Origin of the sequence: Cohnella pontilimi (assembly GCF_005049045.1) — a bacterium.
In the GTDB taxonomy this organism is placed as follows: domain Bacteria; phylum Bacillota; class Bacilli; order Paenibacillales; family Paenibacillaceae; genus Cohnella; species Cohnella pontilimi.
This window is the reverse complement of the sequence record NZ_SUPK01000002.1, coordinates 137900-155806: the sequence shown is the minus strand read 5'-3', so window position 1 is coordinate 155806 and position 17907 is coordinate 137900. Positions and strand designations below refer to the sequence as shown.

General features: G+C 57.3%; 18 protein-coding genes. 17 read left to right on the top strand and 1 reads right to left on the bottom strand.

What is annotated here, in order from left to right; translation table 11 throughout:
* The first annotated feature begins 43 nt into the window (after positions 1-43).
* From rpsP to E5161_RS04720, 12 genes are all read left to right on the top strand, one after another.
* Complete coding sequence (gene rpsP / locus E5161_RS04775; protein ID WP_136776579.1) at positions 44-316, top strand: 30S ribosomal protein S16; 273 nt, start codon at positions 44-46, stop codon at positions 314-316.
* Between the two features lie 76 nt (positions 317-392).
* Entirely contained in the window at positions 393-626 is a 234-nt protein-coding gene (locus E5161_RS04770; protein ID WP_136776578.1) for a KH domain-containing protein, read from the top strand.
* A gap of 120 nt (positions 627-746) precedes the next feature.
* The gene (gene rimM, locus E5161_RS04765; protein WP_246042101.1) at positions 747-1268 is read left to right on the top strand and encodes a ribosome maturation factor RimM; all 522 of its coding nucleotides are present in this window, start codon (positions 747-749) and stop codon (positions 1266-1268) included.
* Between the two features lie 2 nt (positions 1269-1270).
* Positions 1271-2050, top strand: coding sequence for a tRNA (guanosine(37)-N1)-methyltransferase TrmD (gene trmD / locus E5161_RS04760; RefSeq protein ID WP_136776946.1), 780 nt, complete (start codon positions 1271-1273; stop codon positions 2048-2050).
* Between the two features lie 162 nt (positions 2051-2212).
* The gene (gene rplS / locus E5161_RS04755; protein WP_136776576.1) at positions 2213-2554 is read left to right on the top strand and encodes a 50S ribosomal protein L19; all 342 of its coding nucleotides are present in this window, start codon (positions 2213-2215) and stop codon (positions 2552-2554) included.
* Positions 2555-2794: 240 nt separating this feature from the next.
* Positions 2795-3391: a signal peptidase I gene (lepB, locus tag E5161_RS04750; RefSeq protein WP_246042127.1), complete on the top strand. Its 597-nt coding sequence runs from the start codon at positions 2795-2797 to the stop codon at positions 3389-3391.
* Positions 3392-3520: 129 nt separating this feature from the next.
* Complete coding sequence (gene ylqF, locus E5161_RS04745; RefSeq protein WP_136776574.1) at positions 3521-4387, top strand: ribosome biogenesis GTPase YlqF; 867 nt, start codon at positions 3521-3523, stop codon at positions 4385-4387.
* Between the two features lie 76 nt (positions 4388-4463).
* Positions 4464-5192 carry a DNA alkylation repair protein gene (locus E5161_RS04740; RefSeq protein ID WP_136776573.1) on the top strand — a complete coding sequence of 243 codons (729 nt, stop codon included), beginning with the start codon at positions 4464-4466 and terminating at the stop codon, positions 5190-5192.
* 43 nt (positions 5193-5235) lie between these two features.
* Positions 5236-5865, top strand: a complete 630-nt coding sequence (locus tag E5161_RS04735; protein WP_246042100.1) for a ribonuclease HII — start codon at positions 5236-5238, stop codon at positions 5863-5865.
* A gap of 86 nt (positions 5866-5951) precedes the next feature.
* On the top strand, positions 5952-7730 hold the full coding sequence (locus tag E5161_RS04730) for a hypothetical protein (protein ID WP_136776572.1): 1779 nt from the start codon (positions 5952-5954) through the stop codon (positions 7728-7730).
* Entirely contained in the window at positions 7727-8050 is a 324-nt protein-coding gene (locus E5161_RS04725) for an EscU/YscU/HrcU family type III secretion system export apparatus switch protein (protein ID WP_136776571.1), read from the top strand. The genes E5161_RS04730 and E5161_RS04725 overlap by 4 nt, the downstream gene beginning before the upstream one ends.
* A 13-nt stretch (positions 8051-8063) precedes the next feature.
* Positions 8064-8471, top strand: coding sequence for a YraN family protein (locus E5161_RS04720; RefSeq protein ID WP_136776570.1), 408 nt, complete (start codon positions 8064-8066; stop codon positions 8469-8471).
* 1 nt (position 8472) lies between these two features.
* On the opposite strand, the gene E5161_RS04715 is transcribed toward E5161_RS04720, so the two are convergent.
* Positions 8473-10026 carry a YifB family Mg chelatase-like AAA ATPase gene (locus tag E5161_RS04715; protein WP_136776569.1) on the bottom strand — a complete coding sequence of 518 codons (1554 nt, stop codon included), beginning with the start codon at positions 10024-10026 and terminating at the stop codon, positions 8473-8475.
* Positions 10027-10398: 372 nt separating this feature from the next.
* Between E5161_RS04715 and sucC the strand changes: the two genes are divergently transcribed.
* The 5 genes from sucC to trmFO all read left to right on the top strand — a co-directional run bounded on the left by sucC (position 10399) and on the right by trmFO (position 17853).
* On the top strand, positions 10399-11559 hold the full coding sequence (gene sucC / locus E5161_RS04710) for an ADP-forming succinate--CoA ligase subunit beta (protein ID WP_136776568.1): 1161 nt from the start codon (positions 10399-10401) through the stop codon (positions 11557-11559).
* A 31-nt stretch (positions 11560-11590) separates the two neighbouring features.
* Positions 11591-12517 (top strand): succinate--CoA ligase subunit alpha, encoded by a 927-nt coding sequence (gene sucD, locus E5161_RS04705; RefSeq protein WP_136776567.1) that lies wholly within the window; start codon positions 11591-11593, stop codon positions 12515-12517.
* A gap of 514 nt (positions 12518-13031) precedes the next feature.
* Positions 13032-14135, top strand: a complete 1104-nt coding sequence (dprA, locus tag E5161_RS04700; RefSeq protein ID WP_136776566.1) for a DNA-processing protein DprA — start codon at positions 13032-13034, stop codon at positions 14133-14135.
* Positions 14136-14407: 272 nt separating this feature from the next.
* Positions 14408-16504 carry a type I DNA topoisomerase gene (gene topA / locus E5161_RS04695; protein ID WP_136776565.1) on the top strand — a complete coding sequence of 699 codons (2097 nt, stop codon included), beginning with the start codon at positions 14408-14410 and terminating at the stop codon, positions 16502-16504.
* On the top strand, positions 16501-17853 hold the full coding sequence (trmFO, locus tag E5161_RS04690) for an FADH(2)-oxidizing methylenetetrahydrofolate--tRNA-(uracil(54)-C(5))-methyltransferase TrmFO (RefSeq protein WP_136776564.1): 1353 nt from the start codon (positions 16501-16503) through the stop codon (positions 17851-17853). Before topA ends, trmFO begins: the two co-directional genes overlap by 4 nt.
* The last annotated feature ends 54 nt before the right edge of the window (positions 17854-17907 follow it).

The following is a 17907-nucleotide window of genomic DNA, read 5'->3' as shown; positions in this document are numbered from 1 at the left end:
GAAAAACATTGCTTTTTAGTCCTTATAAGGAGGTGAAAGTATAATGGCAACTCGCATTCGTCTTAAGCGTATGGGCGCTCACAAAGCCCCTTTCTACCGCGTCGTGGTGTCCGATTCCCGTTCGCCGCGCGACGGCCGCTTCATCGAGGAGATCGGCATCTATAACCCGGTCGCTCAACCGGCTCAAGTGCAAATCGACGAGGAAAAAGCTCTGAAATGGCTGCAAAACGGCGCGCAAGCTTCTGATACGGTTCGCAACCTGCTCAGCAAAGCGGGCGTTATGAAGAAATTCCACGAATCCAAGCTCCAGAAGTAATCTGCCTAAGCGTTCACCGATTCCTCCGGTTCCGGCGGAATCCGGTCACGCGGGGTACGAAACCGGAGGAATGGCCATGGAACAACTGATTCGGGTTATCGCCCGGGCGTTGGTGGATCATCCGGAAGACGTGCAGATTCAGGTCAAGGAAGACGCGCGCGGCCTGGTGTACGAGCTTTCCGTTCATCCCGACGATGTCGGCAAAGTTATCGGCAAGCAGGGGCGCATCGCCAAGGCGCTGCGCACGGTTGTGTCTTCCGCTGCGGTTAAGGAGCGGAAACGCGTCAACGTGGACATCATTTCGGAATAACAGCACGGAAGAGGGGCGAGGGATGCAGCCATGCATGTCTGGCCCCTTTTTCGTGGAACCTTCGAATAAGTGGGCGGTTTCCGGATGAGACCGGCTCTTACGATAAAGGAGGCTGCCGCTGTGGCGGAAGATCGTTTGCTGAATGTCGGGAAAATCGTGAACACGCACGGGGTGCGCGGTGAAGTGCGGGTATGGCCGCAGACGGATTTTCCCGAGGTCCGGTTCAAATCCGGCAACAAGCTGCTGCTGATCCCGCCGGAATCCGGCGAATCGGTGACCGTGGAAATTCAAACCGCACGGGAGCAGAAAAATGTGTACATTTTGAAGCTCAAAGGTTTCGACGAAATCAACGAGGTTGAGAAATTTAAAGGCTGGGATTTGAAGGTCGGCGAATCGGACCGGGTGCCGTTGTCCGAAGGGGAGTATTACGTCCGGGATATTGTCGGCTGCAGCGTCGTCACCGAAGAAGGCGAGCCGCTTGGGACCATTACTGATGTGTTGACGCCGGGCGCCAACGACGTCTGGGTCGTCAAACGTCCGGGCGGCAAAGAGCTGCTGCTTCCCGTCATCGACGACGTGGTGCTTGACGTCGATGTGGCGGCCAAAACGGTCAAGGTGCATTTGATGGAAGGACTGCTGTGACGATGCGAATCGATGTGCTCACCTTGTTTCCGGAAATGTTCGAAGGCGTGTTTGGCAGCAGTATTCTCGGGAAGGCCAAGGAGCGCGGCATTGTGTCGCTGAACACGGTCAATTTCCGGGATTTTGCCTTGAACAAGCATAACACCGTTGACGATACGCCTTACGGCGGAGGCGGCGGCATGGTTCTGAAGCCGGAGCCCATCTTCGGCGCCGTGGAGCATGTCACAGGCGCGACGACGAACGAAGGCGAGCGGAAAGCCGCCGGTGAAAAATCGCCCCGCGTCATTCTGATGTGTCCGCAGGGAACGCCGTTCACACAGTCCAAAGCGCTGGAGCTGGCGGAGGAATCGCATCTCATTTTCATCTGCGGACACTACGAAGGCTACGACGAGCGAATCCGCGAGTTTCTCGTCACGGACGAACTGTCGATCGGAGATTATGTGCTGACGGGCGGCGAGCTCCCGGCCATGGTGGTCATCGACGCGGTGGTGCGGCTGCTCCCCGGCGTTCTCGGGAACGAGCTCTCGGCTGTTACCGATTCGTTCAGCGAAGGATTGTTGGAATATCCGCATTATACCCGCCCGGCGGAGTTCCGCGGATGGAAGGTGCCGGATGTGCTTTTGTCAGGTCATCACGCGGAAATCGAAAAGTGGCGGAGGATGCAGTCGTTACTGCGCACGTTCGCCCGGAGACCTGACCTGCTGGAAAGCGCGGATTTGACGGCGGCCGAACGCAGGTGGCTGGATGAGGAGCGCCGCGGCCCGAAAGATGGCGGGCCGTAACTTCGTCGGCATTTCCGGCAATTTAGCGTTGTGTTTATGCGCTGGTTATGTTAAAATTTCAACTGTTGTGTATTAGTCGGGCGGTCCTCTGCACGTCATGATCCGGATGGAGCATCCGGGGAGCGGGGTACGAACGTCTATGGTGGAAGGAGGGAATACCCCATGAATTTGATTCAAACGATTACGCAAGAGCAGCTTCGCAAGGATGTGCCGAGCTTCCGTCCGGGCGACACGCTGAAAGTGCACGTGAAGGTCGTCGAGGGTTCCCGCGAACGCGTTCAGCTGTTCGAAGGCGTTGTGATCAAACGCCGCGGCGGCGGCATCAGCGAGACATTCACGGTTCGCAAAATCTCTTACGGCGTAGGCGTTGAGCGTACTTTCCCGGTACACTCGCCGCGTCTGGAGAAAATCGAAGTGGCACGCCGCGGTAAAGTCCGCCGCGCCAAGCTGTACTACCTGCGCGACCTGCGCGGTAAAGCGGCCCGCATCAAAGAAATTCGATAAGAAGCGTCAAGGGGGGCTTGTAACGTTCAAGTCCCCCTTTTTGCATTTCTGATAGACGATATCATCATTTCTTCCAGTTCCCCAGCGGACGGAGCAAGAATAGAGGGATGAAGAATGGATCAACAGCGGAATCTCCATGCCGAGGAAACGGACGCAACCCCGAAGGGAACGGAAACCGAGGAACGTTCCGCAAAAGGCGGACAGGATGCCGGAGATGCCGAGGGCGGCGGCGGATCGTCCATGAATCCGCGGAAGTCCAATGGATCCTCAGGCGAGTTGGTCGAATGGATCAAAGCGCTGGCGATCGCCGGGATACTCGTGTTTATTATCCGCTATTTTCTGGTCAGTCCGTTTATCGTGGACGGTCCGTCCATGCAGCCGAATTTTTGGAACCGGGAGCGGATTATTGTCAACAAGATCATATACGATATCCGCCAGCCCAAACGCGGCGAAGTGATCGTGTTCCATGTTCCCGAAGAAGGCCGGGATTTCATTAAACGAGTCATCGGCGTAGCGGGCGACACGGTGAAAGTGGATGGCGACAAATTATACATTAACGGCAAACAGATTGAAGAACCTTACTTAAAGGAAGCCTATGAAAAGGCTCATGCCGCGGGTCAATTGTATAACGCCCGCAACGACGACCGCAGCGATTTTCCGAACGGCGATTTTCCTGACGGCAAAGTGCCGGAAGGCACGTTGTTCGTCATGGGCGATAACCGGCCGAACAGCGAAGACAGCCGGATGATCGGCTTTGTTCCGCTGAACCGGGTAGTCGGCCGCGCGGATATGGTGTTCTGGCCGCTGCCGGATTTCCATTTCATCTCGCACAACTGAGACTCCCCCAAAGTAGTCACACACTTCGTCGATGGGGTCCCCAAAAAGTAATCGGAATATACTTCGGAGGTTTTCGTCACTTTTTGGGGTGAGAGTTAGGGGGAGCCCCCGATTAAGAGAGGACTTGCTATGACCATACAATGGTTTCCCGGGCATATGACCCGGGCCAAACGGCAAATCGAAGACAAGCTGAAGCTGATCGACGTCGTGCTGGAGCTGATCGATGCGCGTGTTCCGCAATCGAGCCGCAACCCGATGATCGATGAAATCGTGGGAAGCAAGCCGCGCCTCGTGCTGCTGAATAAAGCGGATCTTGCGGACCCGGAGCGAACGGCGGTATGGAGTGCGCATTTTCGGGCGCTTGGCCACGAGGCGCTGGCGATCGACGCCAGCTCCGGTACGGGCGTCAAAGACATTCCCGGGAAAGCCCGCGAGCTGCTGCGTGCCAAGATCGAACGCCAATTGGCCAAAGGCATGAAGCCGAGGCCGCTGCGCGCGCTCATCGTCGGCATCCCGAACGTCGGCAAGTCCACGCTGATCAATCGTCTCGCGGGACGGAATGTGGCGGCGACGGGCGACCGGCCCGGCGTTACGAAAGGCCAGCAATGGATCCGTACCGGTTCCGAGCTGGAATTGCTCGATACGCCCGGCATTTTGTGGCCGAAGTTCGAAGACCCGGAGGCCGGTTACCGGCTGGCCGCCACAGGCGCCATCAAGGAAGAAGTGCTCCATATCGACGACGTGGCTTGCTTTATTTTACAGGTGATGGCTCCGGAGTATGGAAATGTGCTGAAGGAGCGGTACGGGCTGACCGATCTGCCGGAGGAATTGCCGGATACGCAATCGGCTGCCGAAGTGCTGGAAGCGATCGGGCGGCGCAGAGGTTGTCTGGCCGGCGGAGGACACGTCGACTACGAGAAAGCGGCCGGCGTTCTGTTGCGCGACCTGCGGTCCGGAAAGCTCGGGAGAATCACATTGGAAATGCCGGATAACTAGGAAGCGCAGGAATAGCGAAAATACAATTCAAGGAGGAGGCTGCATAAGCCTCTTTTTTTCGTATGGAGGGGCTCAGATGAGTGTTGTACAAGAGTTGGCGGAATTTCTTCAAGCACACGGCGATGAAGAGCAGGCGGTTCCGATGGCGGCTTACATGAAGAATCATTTTCCGTTTTTAGGCTTGAAATCTCCGAAGCGGGTCGAACTGACCCGTCAATTTTGGAAACAACAAGGTTTGCCGCCAACGGAAGAGCTGGCGCAGGTCGTTCGCGAACTGTGGGCTCTTCCGGAGAGAGAATTTCAGTATATCGCGGTCGAGCTTCTGCAGAGAACAGCCAAACAGTCGGAGGCGCGCGACATTGTGCTGCTGGAGGAACTCATCGTCACCAAGTCCTGGTGGGACACGGTGGATGCGTTAGCCTCTCATTTGGTGGGCGGATTATTTTTGCGGTATCCGGGCCTCATCCCGATTTATACGAAGAAATGGATTCGCTCCGACAACATGTGGCTGCAGCGAACCGCCTTGTTGTTCCAACTCGGCTATAAAGAAAGGACAGACAACCGGCTGCTGTTTGATCTCATCGAGGTGTGCCGGGGCTCCAAGGAGTTTTTCATCCGAAAAGCAATCGGCTGGGCGCTGAGGGAATATTCGAAAACGGATCCGGAAGCGGTCGTTCGATATGTAACGAACACGGAGTTATCACCGCTAAGCGTCAGAGAGGCGTTGAAAATTGTCAACAGGAAACAAAAATTGACGGAAAGGGGCTTGGCACGCGAACTGGAATCAAGGACAATGAGTACATAACACAGTTGGACGAGAACTGAAATGCAGAAGGGGCGATACCGGCGTGGAACAACCCGTGGATTTGCTGCAATTTGAAGCCGCGCTTTGGGCGCAAGGACTAACCGCCGTGGCGGGTATAGACGAAGTGGGACGAGGCTGCCTATTCGGCGACGTGGTCGCTGCGGCTGTCATCCTGCCTCGCGGATGGGTGCTCGAGGGGATCAACGATTCGAAGCAGTTGAGCGAGAAGAAGCGAAACGAACTATACGAAGAAATTACCCGGGAAGCGGTGGCTTGGTCGGTGTCCAGGATAGACGCCGGGGTCATCGACCGGATCAATATCCGGCAAGCTTCGCGGCTTGCCATGAAACAGGCTGTGCTCGGCCTCGGACTGATGCCCGATCATTTGCTGGTGGACGCGGAAACGGTGGACCTCGATGTCCCGCAAACCGGCATCATCAAGGGAGATGCGCTCAGTCAATCGATCGGAGCGGCTTCAGTCGTCGCCAAGGTCACGAGAGACCGGTTATGTGCCGAAGTGTGGGACGCGCTTTATCCCGGTTACGGGCTTGCCAGCCACAAAGGTTACGCCACCAAGGAGCACCGAGAAGCGTTAACGCGGCTCGGCCCGACGCCGATGCACCGCCAAAGCTTTTTGGGCAATTTCTTCGCGGTGCAGCAGGAATTGTTCTAGCGGATTTACTTGAGGAAACAATCTTTCCGATACATAAAGGAAGAAAGATCGTCCCTGATGAAATGGCGGAGGTAGGAGGGTGCGGGATGAGCATGAACATCGGACCGATGCTTAGAGCGCTCATGGGCGAAGTACAGCTCGATGCAGCCAAAACGTTGGAGCTGCGCGTCGGCCAAATTGTCCGCGGCGTGTTGCTGGAGATGCTCGATAACCATGAGGCGCTGATGAACATAGGCGGTGTTCAGGTTCGGGCCAAGCTCGAGGCGGACCTTCCCGTCGGCGCCGTTACGCTGCTCCAGGTTCAACCCGGTTCGAACGCGACGACGATCTCGCTTAAACCGTTGGCTGATACGGGCGACCTCTCTGCAGATGAAGGCCTGAAGGAAGTGTTGAAATCGTTCGGCCTTCCGGATCAAAAATGGTCGCTGGAGCTGGCGCGCGCGCTGAAGCGGGACGGATATCCGATCGGCAAAGAAACAGCGGATTACTTCCAGACGGCCGCGCGTCTCAAGCCTGCAAGCGCGGATTTGCAGAGCTGGATGTCCGCTGCGGATGTCGCGTTTCGAAGAGGGTTAAGCGCCACGCAAGAGACGCTGGCCTCCTTGCGGCAAGCGCTCTTCGGCCCGCCTTTGCACGAACAGATGACGGATCTGGCCGGCGCGTTGAAAGCTTGGCAGAACGGCGGAACCGGGAAATCTGCCGGCGCCGAAGCCGCGGCAAGCCGGCTGCAAGCTTTGCTCGCGCAGGGAGAGAGTCTGTTGGCGCACGGCGAAGAGCGATTCGCTGTCGGAGCGACGGAGCCGGATTCCGCCGGCAAGCCGGCCGGCGCGGCCATACAGAAGCAGGCAACGCGTCCGATTGATGTACCCCGATTGACGGAAGGCAAGCAGGCCTTTTCGTCTGTTCTTGGACCGAACGCAGCGGTCCCCGCATCCGCTTCGGCTTTAACCGAACAAATCGACGATGCCGGCATGCCTTCCGGCCGGGAAGAACCTCGCAAAACGGCGATGGATGCCAAGACCGCTCCGCAGGCGGCGCAATCGGTGCAAGGGCAGTTGAATCAAGGCGAAGAGCAGGAGCCTTCGGCTGTCGGACGTCAAACGGCCCCGGGCGGCCGCGAAACGGCCGCCCCTTCACACGCGGCGGCGCCGAAAAGCGATGCGGCCTGGATCGGCCGCTTCCTCCAGTGGCTCGGAGTCAGCCACGAGCATGGTTTGGTCCGTCTGGCGTCCGACGCCCGGATGCCCTCAGAGCTTGGCATGCCGAGTATGGAGCCAGCGGCCGATGATGCTCGTCCGAAATCCGCCAGTCAAGCGGCAGATTCGCTCAAGAGCGCGCTGCTGTCCCTTGCCGCATTGGAAGATACGCCGCTTTCGCTGCGGGAGGCCGCACAATCGTTGGTGAGCCAAATCACCGGACAGCAGCTGCTCCTCTCCGATCGGCAGCCGAATGCGCCATACAGCCTCATGACCTTGTTCGTACCGATGAAAGGACAGGACGGGGAGACCACGGCGGCGATTCATGTTCAAACAAGACGCGGCCGCCGCGGCGAGTGGGATTCGGACAACTGCAGGCTTCTGTTCGATCTCCGTATGCGGAATCTGGGCGATACGGTGGTTGACGTTCAAGTCACGGATCGCATTGTTTCGTTGAAACTGATGAGCGATTTTCCCGGCATGGCGGAATTGCTGGAGCGAGCGAAGGAAGAATTGACCTCCGGTCTTCAGTCGGCCGGCTTTCAGCTGCTATCCGTCACCGCTGCGGCTTTGCCTACGAATAAGCAGCCGGCGGAGGGGACGCCCGCACACGCGAAGTCCGCTCCTTATTCGGCCAAAAAGTACAAAGGAGTGGACTACCGCGTATGACAGCTGATCCGAAACGGCGCTCCGGCCGGACGCTGCCCAAGAAAGCTGTCGCTCTCAAGTACGATCCGGAGACCAACAGCGCGCCCGTGGTCAAGGCGAAAGGTCAAGGCGTAATGGCGGAGCAAATTTTGCGGCAGGCCAAGGAGCACGGCGTTCCTGTGCAGGAAGACTCCTCGCTGGTGGAAGTGCTCTCGAAGCTGGATCTTGAGCAGCAAATTCCTCCGGAGCTGTATCAACTGGTCGCGGAAGTGCTGAGTTTTGTCTATCGGACCGATCGTCGGGCCGGCTCCAGCGCATCCCGGCGGCCGAACCGGTCATAAGGAGGTCGGAACGATGGAAAACCGGGACCGTGTTTCCTCAAAACGCACATCACCGTCATTGTCCGGCCGGAAGGCGGTCGGAGCGGCGGCGGAAGAAGCGGCCGCCCGGCATTTGGCCAGTGCGGGATGCGATATTGTCGTTCGGAATTGGCGCTGCCGCAGCGGGGAAATCGATTTGATCGCCAAAGACGGAGAAGTGCTCGTCTTCGTCGAAGTCCGGTCGCGAACCTCTCCGGAGCGTTACGGAACCGCCCTGGAAGCTGTCACGCCGCGCAAACGCCGGCAGGTGCGGGAAACGGCGGAGGTCTATCTGAAGATGACGGGAGCGGCCGGATATTCGCTCCGGTTCGACGTCGTCGCCGTCACGTTCGGCCGGGACGGGTCGGTCGCGGAATTGAAGCATATTCCCGGCGCATTCTAATTCAGGCGATCGAATCCAAGCCTTTGTCGAGACAGCGATATTGAATGGCTTCGGCGACATCTTCCGCTGCAATCCTCTCTCTCCCCGCCAAATCCGCGATCGTTCGCGACATTTTCAAAATCCGGTCATGCGCCCGGAAACTCAGCCCCAGCCGCCCGTACACTTCTCCGATGAGTTCTTCTCCTTCCGGGGTAAGCGCCGCATATTTTTTCAGCAAAGAGCCGTGAAGCTCGCTGTTAAAAGAAATCCCGTGCTTGGCGTAACGGGTTTTTTGCCGTGCGTAAGCTTCGCTCACCGAATGCCGGGCCTCGGAGGAACTCAAACCTGTCCCAGGCGTAAGGCGGGCGGACTGACGGGGAAGCTCGACCTGCAGATCGATCCGGTCCGCGAGAGGTCCGGACATTCGGGAACGATAGCGCATAATCGCGGCGGAAGAGCAAGTGCAAGGACGATCCCCGGCGCCGCCTCCATAAAAACCACAAGGACACGGGTTCATCGAGGCCGCCAGCATGAAACGCGCAGGAAACCGGCAGACGCCACGCGCCCGGCCGATCGTCACTTCATGGTCCTCGAGCGGCTGCCGAAGCGATTCCAGGCAGATGCGCGAAAACTCCGGCATTTCGTCCAAAAACAACACGCCGTGATGAGCGAGCGTCACTTCTCCCGGCTTGGGCACCGAGCCGCCGCCGATCAGACCGGCAGAAGATATCGTATGATGGGGCGAACGGAACGGCCTGCTCCGGATTAATCCGGCCCGTGCATCGTTCAGTTTGCCGGATACGCTGAAGATTTTCGTCACCGCCAGCGCTTCCGCGTCGTCCAGCGGCGGCAGAAGACCCGGGAGACGTCGGCAGAGCATCGTCTTCCCCGTGCCCGGCGGCCCGACGAACAGCAGGTTATGCATGCCGGCAGCGGCGATCGTAAGGGCGCGTTTGGCGTGCGCATGCCCGACAACATCCAGCAGATCGGGTTCCTCGTTCAGCGTATGCCTTTCCTTGGGGAGCGACTGTATCGGCACGCTTGCATGTTCTGTGTCCGAAGAGCGGCCCGTTTGAATTCCGTTCGTCCATTCCCGGATCGAGCCGATGCCTTCCACTTCGATGCCGTCGATCAAACGAGCTTCCGCCACGGCCGCTTGCGGCACAATGACACGCCGGAGACCGGCTTTGCGCGCTTGTTCCGTCATCGGAAGCACGCCCGGGACACTGCGCACATCGCCGTTGAGCGCCAGCTCGCCAATGAGCAGCGCCCCTTCCAAGCGTTCGGCCGCCAGCTGGCCGCTCGCGCACAAGATGCCGGCCGCGATGGCCAGATCGAACGCGCTGCCTTCTTTGCGCATATCCGCCGGCGCCAGATTGACGGTAATCCGGTCCAGCGGGAATTTGAGTCCGCCGTTCTGCACTGCGGCGCGTACCCGTTCCACCGATTCCCGTACCGCCGGATCGGGAAGCCCGACAATATTCACCTGCGGCAAACCCGAGCATATATCCACTTCCACCCCGATTATCCGCCCCTCGATGCCCGACACGCTCGCTCCGATCATTTTTACATACATGAAAAAAACACCCTCCTCGTCCTCGTTTCCGATGGCGGAGAAAGGTGCTTCCTTATCTTCCGTATGCAGCTTGCCTTCAGTCTAAGTTGAAGACGGCATACTGTCAATATAGGAGAATTTCTCCGAACCGAGGCTGATTTACAGCCCGGTTGGCAATGCTGATTAATGGCATTCCAATCTATCGCAAAGTTAGATGAAATCGTTGCCAAACAGAGCTAATAAATCGATGAAAAAAAGAGGAACACGGATACAAAAAGTGATACAATGGATGAGGTTTGTACATAACGCGACCTCATACGACTGTGCGCAGGCATGCGGTGCCGGCCGTCAGTCGCACAGGGAATAGCGTGCAAACGGGAGGATGCAGGAGCCATGAACATTCATGAATATCAAGGCAAAGAAGTCTTGAGGCAGTATGGCGTCGCCGTACCGCGCGGCAAAGTGGCATTCACCGCCGATGAAGCCGTCGCAGCGGCCCAAGAACTGGGCACTGCCGTAACGGTCGTCAAAGCCCAGATTCATGCCGGCGGCCGCGGTAAAGCGGGCGGCGTGAAAATCGCCAAGAGCTTGGACGACGTCCGCAAATATGCGGATGAGCTGCTCGGGAAAGTGCTGGTCACGCACCAGACGGGACCGGAAGGCAAAGAAGTGAAGCGCCTGCTCATCGAAGAAGGCTGCGACATTCGCAAAGAATACTATGTCGGCGTCGTCGTCGACCGCGGCACCGGCCGTGTCGTCATGATGGCTTCGGAAGAAGGCGGAACGGAGATCGAAGAGGTCGCCGCCCGCACGCCGGAGAAAATCATTAAAGAAGTCGTCGACCCGGTAACCGGATTGCTTCCTTTTCAAGCGCGCCGGCTCGCTTACGCGATCAACATTCCGAACGAGCTGGTCAACAAAGCGGCGAACTTCATGTTGAAGCTGTACAAAGCGTTCGAAGAAAAAGACTGCTCGATCGCCGAGATCAACCCGCTTGTCGTCACCGGCGACGGCAACGTCATGGCGCTTGACGCCAAGCTCAACTTCGACTCCAACGCGCTGTTCCGCCACAAGGACATTGTGGAGCTTCGCGACCTGGATGAAGAAGACGAGAAGGAAATCCAAGCTTCCAAATTCGATCTGTCCTACATCGCGTTGGACGGCAACATCGGCTGCATGGTTAACGGCGCCGGTCTTGCGATGGCGACGATGGACATCATCAAATATTACGGCGGCGAGCCGGCCAACTTCCTCGACGTAGGCGGCGGCGCGACGAAAGAGAAAGTGACGGAAGCGTTCAAGATCATTTTGTCGGACGCGAACGTGAAAGGCATTTTCGTCAACATTTTCGGCGGCATCATGAAATGCGACGTTATCGCCGAAGGCGTTGTGGCCGCGGCGCGCGAACTCGGACTGGACAAGCCTCTTGTCGTGCGTCTGGAAGGCACCAACGTGAAATTGGGCAAAGAAATTTTGAACGGATCGGGCCTGAACATCGTGGCTGCCGATTCGATGGCCGACGGCGCGCAAAAAATCGTGTCGCTCGTGAAATGACTAGGGAGAACGAACCGGGGAGTGTGAAGTCATGAGCATTTTGATCGATAAAAACACCAAGGTGATCACCCAAGGCATCACGGGCGCGACCGGACTTTTCCACGCCAAGGGTGCATTGGACTACGGTACGCAGATGGTCGGCGGCACGACGCCGGGTAAAGGCGGCCAAAAAGTTGATATTACGTTGGAGAACGGAACGACCGTCTCTCTGCCGATTTTCAACACGGTGAAAGAAGCGGTAGCGGCTACAGGCGCTACGGCATCTGTCATCTATGTGGCTCCGCCGTTCGCGGCCGACGCGATCATGGAAGCAGTGGATGCTGAGCTGGATCTGGCGATCTGCATCACGGAAGGCATTCCGGTGCTCGACATGATCAAGGTCACGCGCTACATGGAAGGCAAGAAAACCCGCCTGATCGGACCGAACTGCCCGGGTGTCATCACGCCGGGAGAGTGCAAGATCGGCATCATGCCGGGCTACATTCACAAAAAAGGCCACGTAGGCGTCGTATCCCGTTCGGGAACGCTGACTTACGAAGCCGTACATCAATTGACTTCGGAAGGCATCGGCCAGTCGTCCGCGGTAGGCATCGGCGGCGACCCGGTCAAAGGCTCGGAGTTCATCGATATCCTGAAGCTGTTTAATGAAGACCCGGATACTTACGCGGTCATCATGATCGGCGAAATCGGCGGCACCGCGGAAGAAGAAGCGGCCGAATGGATCAAGGCGAACATGAAGAAGCCGGTGGTCGGCTTCATCGGCGGCGCAACCGCGCCTCCAGGGAAGCGCATGGGTCACGCGGGCGCGATCATCTCCGGCGGCAAAGGCACCGCGGCCGAGAAAATTGCCAAACTCGAAGAGTGCGGCATCAAAGTCGCTCCGACACCGTCCGAGATGGGCTCCACGCTGATCAGCGTGCTCGAAGAGCGCGGCATGCTGGAAAAGTGCAGAAGCTAATGTTAAAGTAATGGCATAGACCGCAGGTTCGTGCCCGTAAGGGCCTGAACTTCGCGGACCCGGATGGGCAAGCAGCCTTCCGCCCCCTCACAAGAGGGAGTGGAAGGTTTTTTGTTTTGGCCGGATAGAAGGGGAATGAGCCCGATCGCTAGACGGCTCACTAGCTGACGGAACCCGCGCCCCGGCACGCGGACAACGATACGACCGGCTGCAAAGCAACTTTATTGCTTTGGCAAGCTGGCAACCGCCCGGGGGATCGCGCTGCAAAGCAATTTTATTGCTCTGCAGCCCACCAACCAGACATCGCACAGGCTGTAAAGTAACTTTATTGCTCTACGGCCGGCTAACGAGCCATCGAACTCGCTGTAAAGCAACATTATTGCTTTGCAGCAGGGGACAGCTGGACCGCTCTTTTCGGCGAAGGGTGGAGTTTAAACGAGAATGTTGGCGGTGATCACCGAAAAAGTACAAATCTTCAAGCGGTTTCGAACTTTTATTCAAAGGAGTGACAACAATGGAAAACAACGGAATTTCACGTGAAACATTGGTGGCTCTGCATGAGACGGAGGGGCTTGGCTGGAAAACGATACAGAAGCTGTGGGAGCAGCGAAAAGAGCGCCCGATCCGGGAAGGCATGAGGGAGGGAGATTTGCGGGAATTGGGGCTGTTGCCGAAACAGGCAGCCGCACTTGCGCTCAGCTTGAATCCCGAGAGACAGGAAAGGAGGCGGGAGAGGCGCCGGCGTTGCGGCATAGAGATCGTCACGTTCGCCGATCCGGAGTATCCCGAACTGCTCAGGGAAACCCCGGATCCGCCGTGGGTCATCTACTTTAAGGGCCGATTGGAGCTTGCTTCGCGTCCATCCATTGCGGTGGTCGGCACACGTCTCGCCACGGCATACGGCAGGCATGTGGCGGAGGAGTATTCCGCTATTTTTGCTGAAAGAGGTTTTACAGTCGTGAGCGGAATGGCACGCGGAATCGACACCTGCGCGCACCGGGGAGCGCTGCATCGGCATGGAGGCACAGTGGCCGTGCTGGGAACACCTGTGGACCAAATTTATCCGCCGGAAAACCGGCAACTCTACCGAGACCTCACCGAGCACGGACTGGTGCTTTCCGAGACGCCGCCCGACACTCCCTTTCATCCACATATTTTCCCTTCCCGCAACCGGGTGATCGCCGGTCTGTCGCTGGCCGTTCTAGTCGTGGAAGCCCCGGAAAACAGCGGTGCGCTCATCACCGCCAAAAAGGCAATAGATGCCGATCGCGAGGTATTTATTCTGCCCGGTCCGGTGACCTCTCCGAGAAGCAAGGGAGGGCTCCAATTGCTGCAGGAAGGTACTGGCACCGTCGCGCTGGATGCGGAGGATGTGATGAAGCCGATCCTATCGTTCCTCTCATCCGATTTCGGAAATGCGAGCCGGCTGCCTCAGGATGCTGAACTGACGGAAGAGGAACATTCGCTTTACGAGATACTGCTGGATGAGCCGCGTACGATCGATGAGCTGGCGGCCGACACGGAGCTGGCTTTTGGCGATTTGCATACGGTGCTTTTGTCTTTGCAAATCAAACGGAAGATTCGTCAGCTTCCGGGCGCGATATTTCAGGCGATTTAATACCCTGCAATTCGATTTTGCCTAATTGCAGTTCTATGTAGAAACGAATCGCGGATTTGACCGCGCGGCGTGCGTTGCTGTACGATGATGGCGAAGATGAGAACGGAAAGCGCTCATTTCGCCGCGTTTGCGTTCATTGCCAAGAATGTTTATGCTTACTAATAAAAATGAATCAACAGCAACCGGTTTTGTATATAGCGTCCTCCGACCGCACGCGCTCACCGCGACGGCGGGCCGGGGAAGCCGTCGACCGCAGGAGAGGAGGAAGGAATGTGGCGGATTCGCTCGTCATTGTAGAGTCCCCGGCCAAGGCCAAGACCATCGGCAAATATTTGGGAAGCAAGTTTATCGTCAAGGCTTCCATGGGCCACATTCGCGATTTACCGAAAAGTCAAATAGGGGTGGAGGTCGAGAACGATTTCCAACCGAAATACATCACGATCCGCGGCAAAGGAAATGTCCTGAAGGAATTGAAGGAAGCCAGCAAAAAAGTGAAAAAAATATATCTCGCGGCTGACCCCGACCGGGAAGGCGAAGCGATCGCCTGGCACCTGGCGCATTACCTGGAGGTCGACGAGAAAGATGCATGCCGCGTCGTGTTCAACGAAATTACCAAACAAGCGGTCAAAGATGCTTTCAAGACCCCGCGTCCGATCGATATGGATCTGGTGAACGCCCAGCAGGCGCGCCGCGTGCTTGACCGCTTGGTCGGTTACAAGATCAGTCCGCTGCTTTGGAAAAAGGTCAAAAAAGGCCTGAGCGCGGGCCGCGTGCAATCCGTCGCCGTGAAGCTGATCATCGACCGGGAAAATGAAATTAAAGCGTTCGTACCGGAAGAATATTGGAGCATTACCGCGCATTTGATGAAAGGAACCAGCGCTTTCGAAGCCAAATTTTACTCGCTGGAAGGCGACAAAAAAGAACTCCGCAGCGAAGCGGACGTAAACGAAGTGCTGGCCCTCATCCAAGGCAAGCCGTTTCAAGTGACCGAGGTGAAGGAAAAGGAGCGTCAGCGCAATCCTTCGCCGCCGTTCATCACCAGTTCTCTGCAGCAAGAGGCTGCTCGCAAGCTGAATTTCCGCGCCGCCAAAACGATGCAGGTCGCACAGCAGCTTTATGAGGGCGTCGATCTCGGCAAGGAAGGCACCGTCGGTCTTATCACTTATATGCGTACGGATTCCACTCGAATTTCTCCGATTGCGCAGGAAGAGGCGAAAGAATACATCGGCTCGAAGTACGGCGCAGATTATGTGCCGGAGTCGCCCCGTATTTACACCAAGAAAAATTCGAACGCACAGGACGCTCACGAGGCGGTCCGGCCGACTTCGGTGCTGCGCGAGCCCGATGCTGTCAAGTCGTATTTATCCCGGGATCAGCTGCGCCTTTACAAGCTGATTTGGGAACGGTTCGTCGCCAGTCAGATGTCGTCCGCCGTACTGGATACGATGACGGTGGACTTGGCGAGCGGACAGGTCACCTTTCGTGCGACCGGCTCTAAGCTGAAATTCCCGGGTTTCATGAAGGTTTATGTGGAAGGAAACGACGATGGGTCCACCGATGAAGACCGTCTCCTTCCTCCGCTGCAGTCCGGCGAAACCGTGAAGGCTTCCGGGATCGATCCGAAGCAGCATTTCACGCAGCCGCCTCCGAGATACACAGAAGCCCGCCTGGTGAGAATGCTCGAGGAGTTGGGCATCGGACGTCCGAGCACATACGCGCCGACTTTGGAGACGATCCAAAGGCGCAACTACGTGGCAATCGAAGAAAAAAAATTCGTGCCCACCGAACTCGGAGAGCTCGTGATCCAGTTAATGGAGGAGTTTTTCCCGGAAATCCTCGACGCGGAATTCACCGCGCACATGGAGGAAGATTTGGACCATGTGGAGGAAGGGAAAGAAAACTGGGTCGATATCATCAGCGAATTTTACGAATCGTTCGAGAAGCGGCTGACGTTTGCGGAAGAGGAAATGAAGGAAATCGAAATCCGCGACGAACCGTCCGACGAAGTATGCGAAAAATGCGGCAGTCAAATGGTTTACAAAATGGGCCGGTTCGGCAAATTCCTCGCCTGTTCCGGATTTCCGAACTGCCGCAATACGAAGCCGATCGTAAAAGAAACGGGCGTCACTTGCCCCAACTGCCATGAAGGCCACATCGTCGAGCGGCGCAGCAAGAAGGGCCGGCTGTTCTACGGCTGCGACCGGTATCCCGAGTGTGATTACGTCTCATGGGATAAGCCGGTGGCCAAACCGTGCCCGGATTGCGGCGGCATGATGGTGGAGAAAAGAAGCCGCGGCAATGTGACATGGCATTGCACCGTCTGCGGGCATGACGAAAACGCCCCGGAATCGGAAGAAGCGGCGGAATGAGCAAGCAGGAGGTAAACGGAACCGTGAACGAAGCACAGTCCGTAACGGTCGTCGGCGCCGGCCTCGCGGGGAGCGAAGCGGCATGGCAAATCGCTTCCCAAGGCGTGCCCGTTACGTTATATGAAATGCGGCCTGTACGCCGTACGCCCGCACATCACACCGAGAAGTTCGCCGAGCTCGTATGCAGCAACAGTCTTCGCGCCAATGGCCTTACCAATGCCGTCGGCGTTCTCAAAGAAGAAATGCGGCGGCTGAACTCGCTGATTCTGTCCTCGGCGGATCATAATGCCGTTCCGGCCGGCGGAGCGCTGGCGGTGGACCGTGAAGGCTTCTCCGGCGAAGTAACGAGCAGGCTGCGGGAACACCCGCTCATCACGGTAAAGAACGAAGAACTGACCGATATCCCGGCGGAAGGCATTGTCGTCATTGCGACCGGACCCCTCACCTCTCCGGAGTTGTCGGATAAAATCAAGGCGCTGCTCGGAGAAGAGTATTTTTACTTTTTTGATGCCGCCGCTCCCATCGTCGAGAAAGAATCGATCGACATGGAGAAGGTGTTCCTCGCTTCCCGATACGATAAAGGCGAAGCCGCCTATCTGAATTGTCCGATGAACGAGCAGGAATTCGACGCCTTTTACGAAGCGCTCGTTACGGCGGAGACGGCGGAGGTTAAAGATTTCGAGAAGGACATGTATTTCGAGGGCTGCATGCCGATCGAGGTCATGGCGAAGCGCGGCAAGCAGACCGTGCTGTTCGGGCCGATGAAGCCGGTCGGCTTGACCGATCCGCGGACGGGCAAACAGCCTTACGCCGTCGTCCAGCTCCGGCAGGACAACGCCGCGGGTACGCTGTTTAACCTGGTCGGATTTCAGACTCACCTGAAGTGGGGAGAACAGAAACGGGTATTTTCGCTCATTCCCGGACTGGAGAACGCCGAATTCGTCCGTTTCGGTGTGATGCACCGCAACACGTTCATCAATTCGCCGAGGCTTATGCTGCCGACCTATCAGTTCAAACGGCGGGAGACATTGTTCTTCGCCGGTCAGATGACGGGTGTCGAGGGATATGTCGAATCGGCGGCATCGGGCTTGATTGCCGGGCTGAACGCAGGCCGTATGGCTAAAGGGCTCGAGCCGGTCGCCCTGCCCCCTGAAACGGCATTAGGCAGTATGGCTCAATACATTACGACAGCGGATTTCCGCCATTTTCAGCCGATGAACGCCAATTTCGGCCTGTTCCCGCCGCTAGACCGGCGCGTACGAAGCAAGAAAGAGAAAAACGAAACGATCGCCGAGCGGGCGTTGTCGCAAATCGACACGTTGGCCCGCGATCTGCGGCCGACTTTGTGAAGCAGCGCAGCGGGACATACGCCGCCGCTGCTTCCTCGCATTTCCGCCATAAAG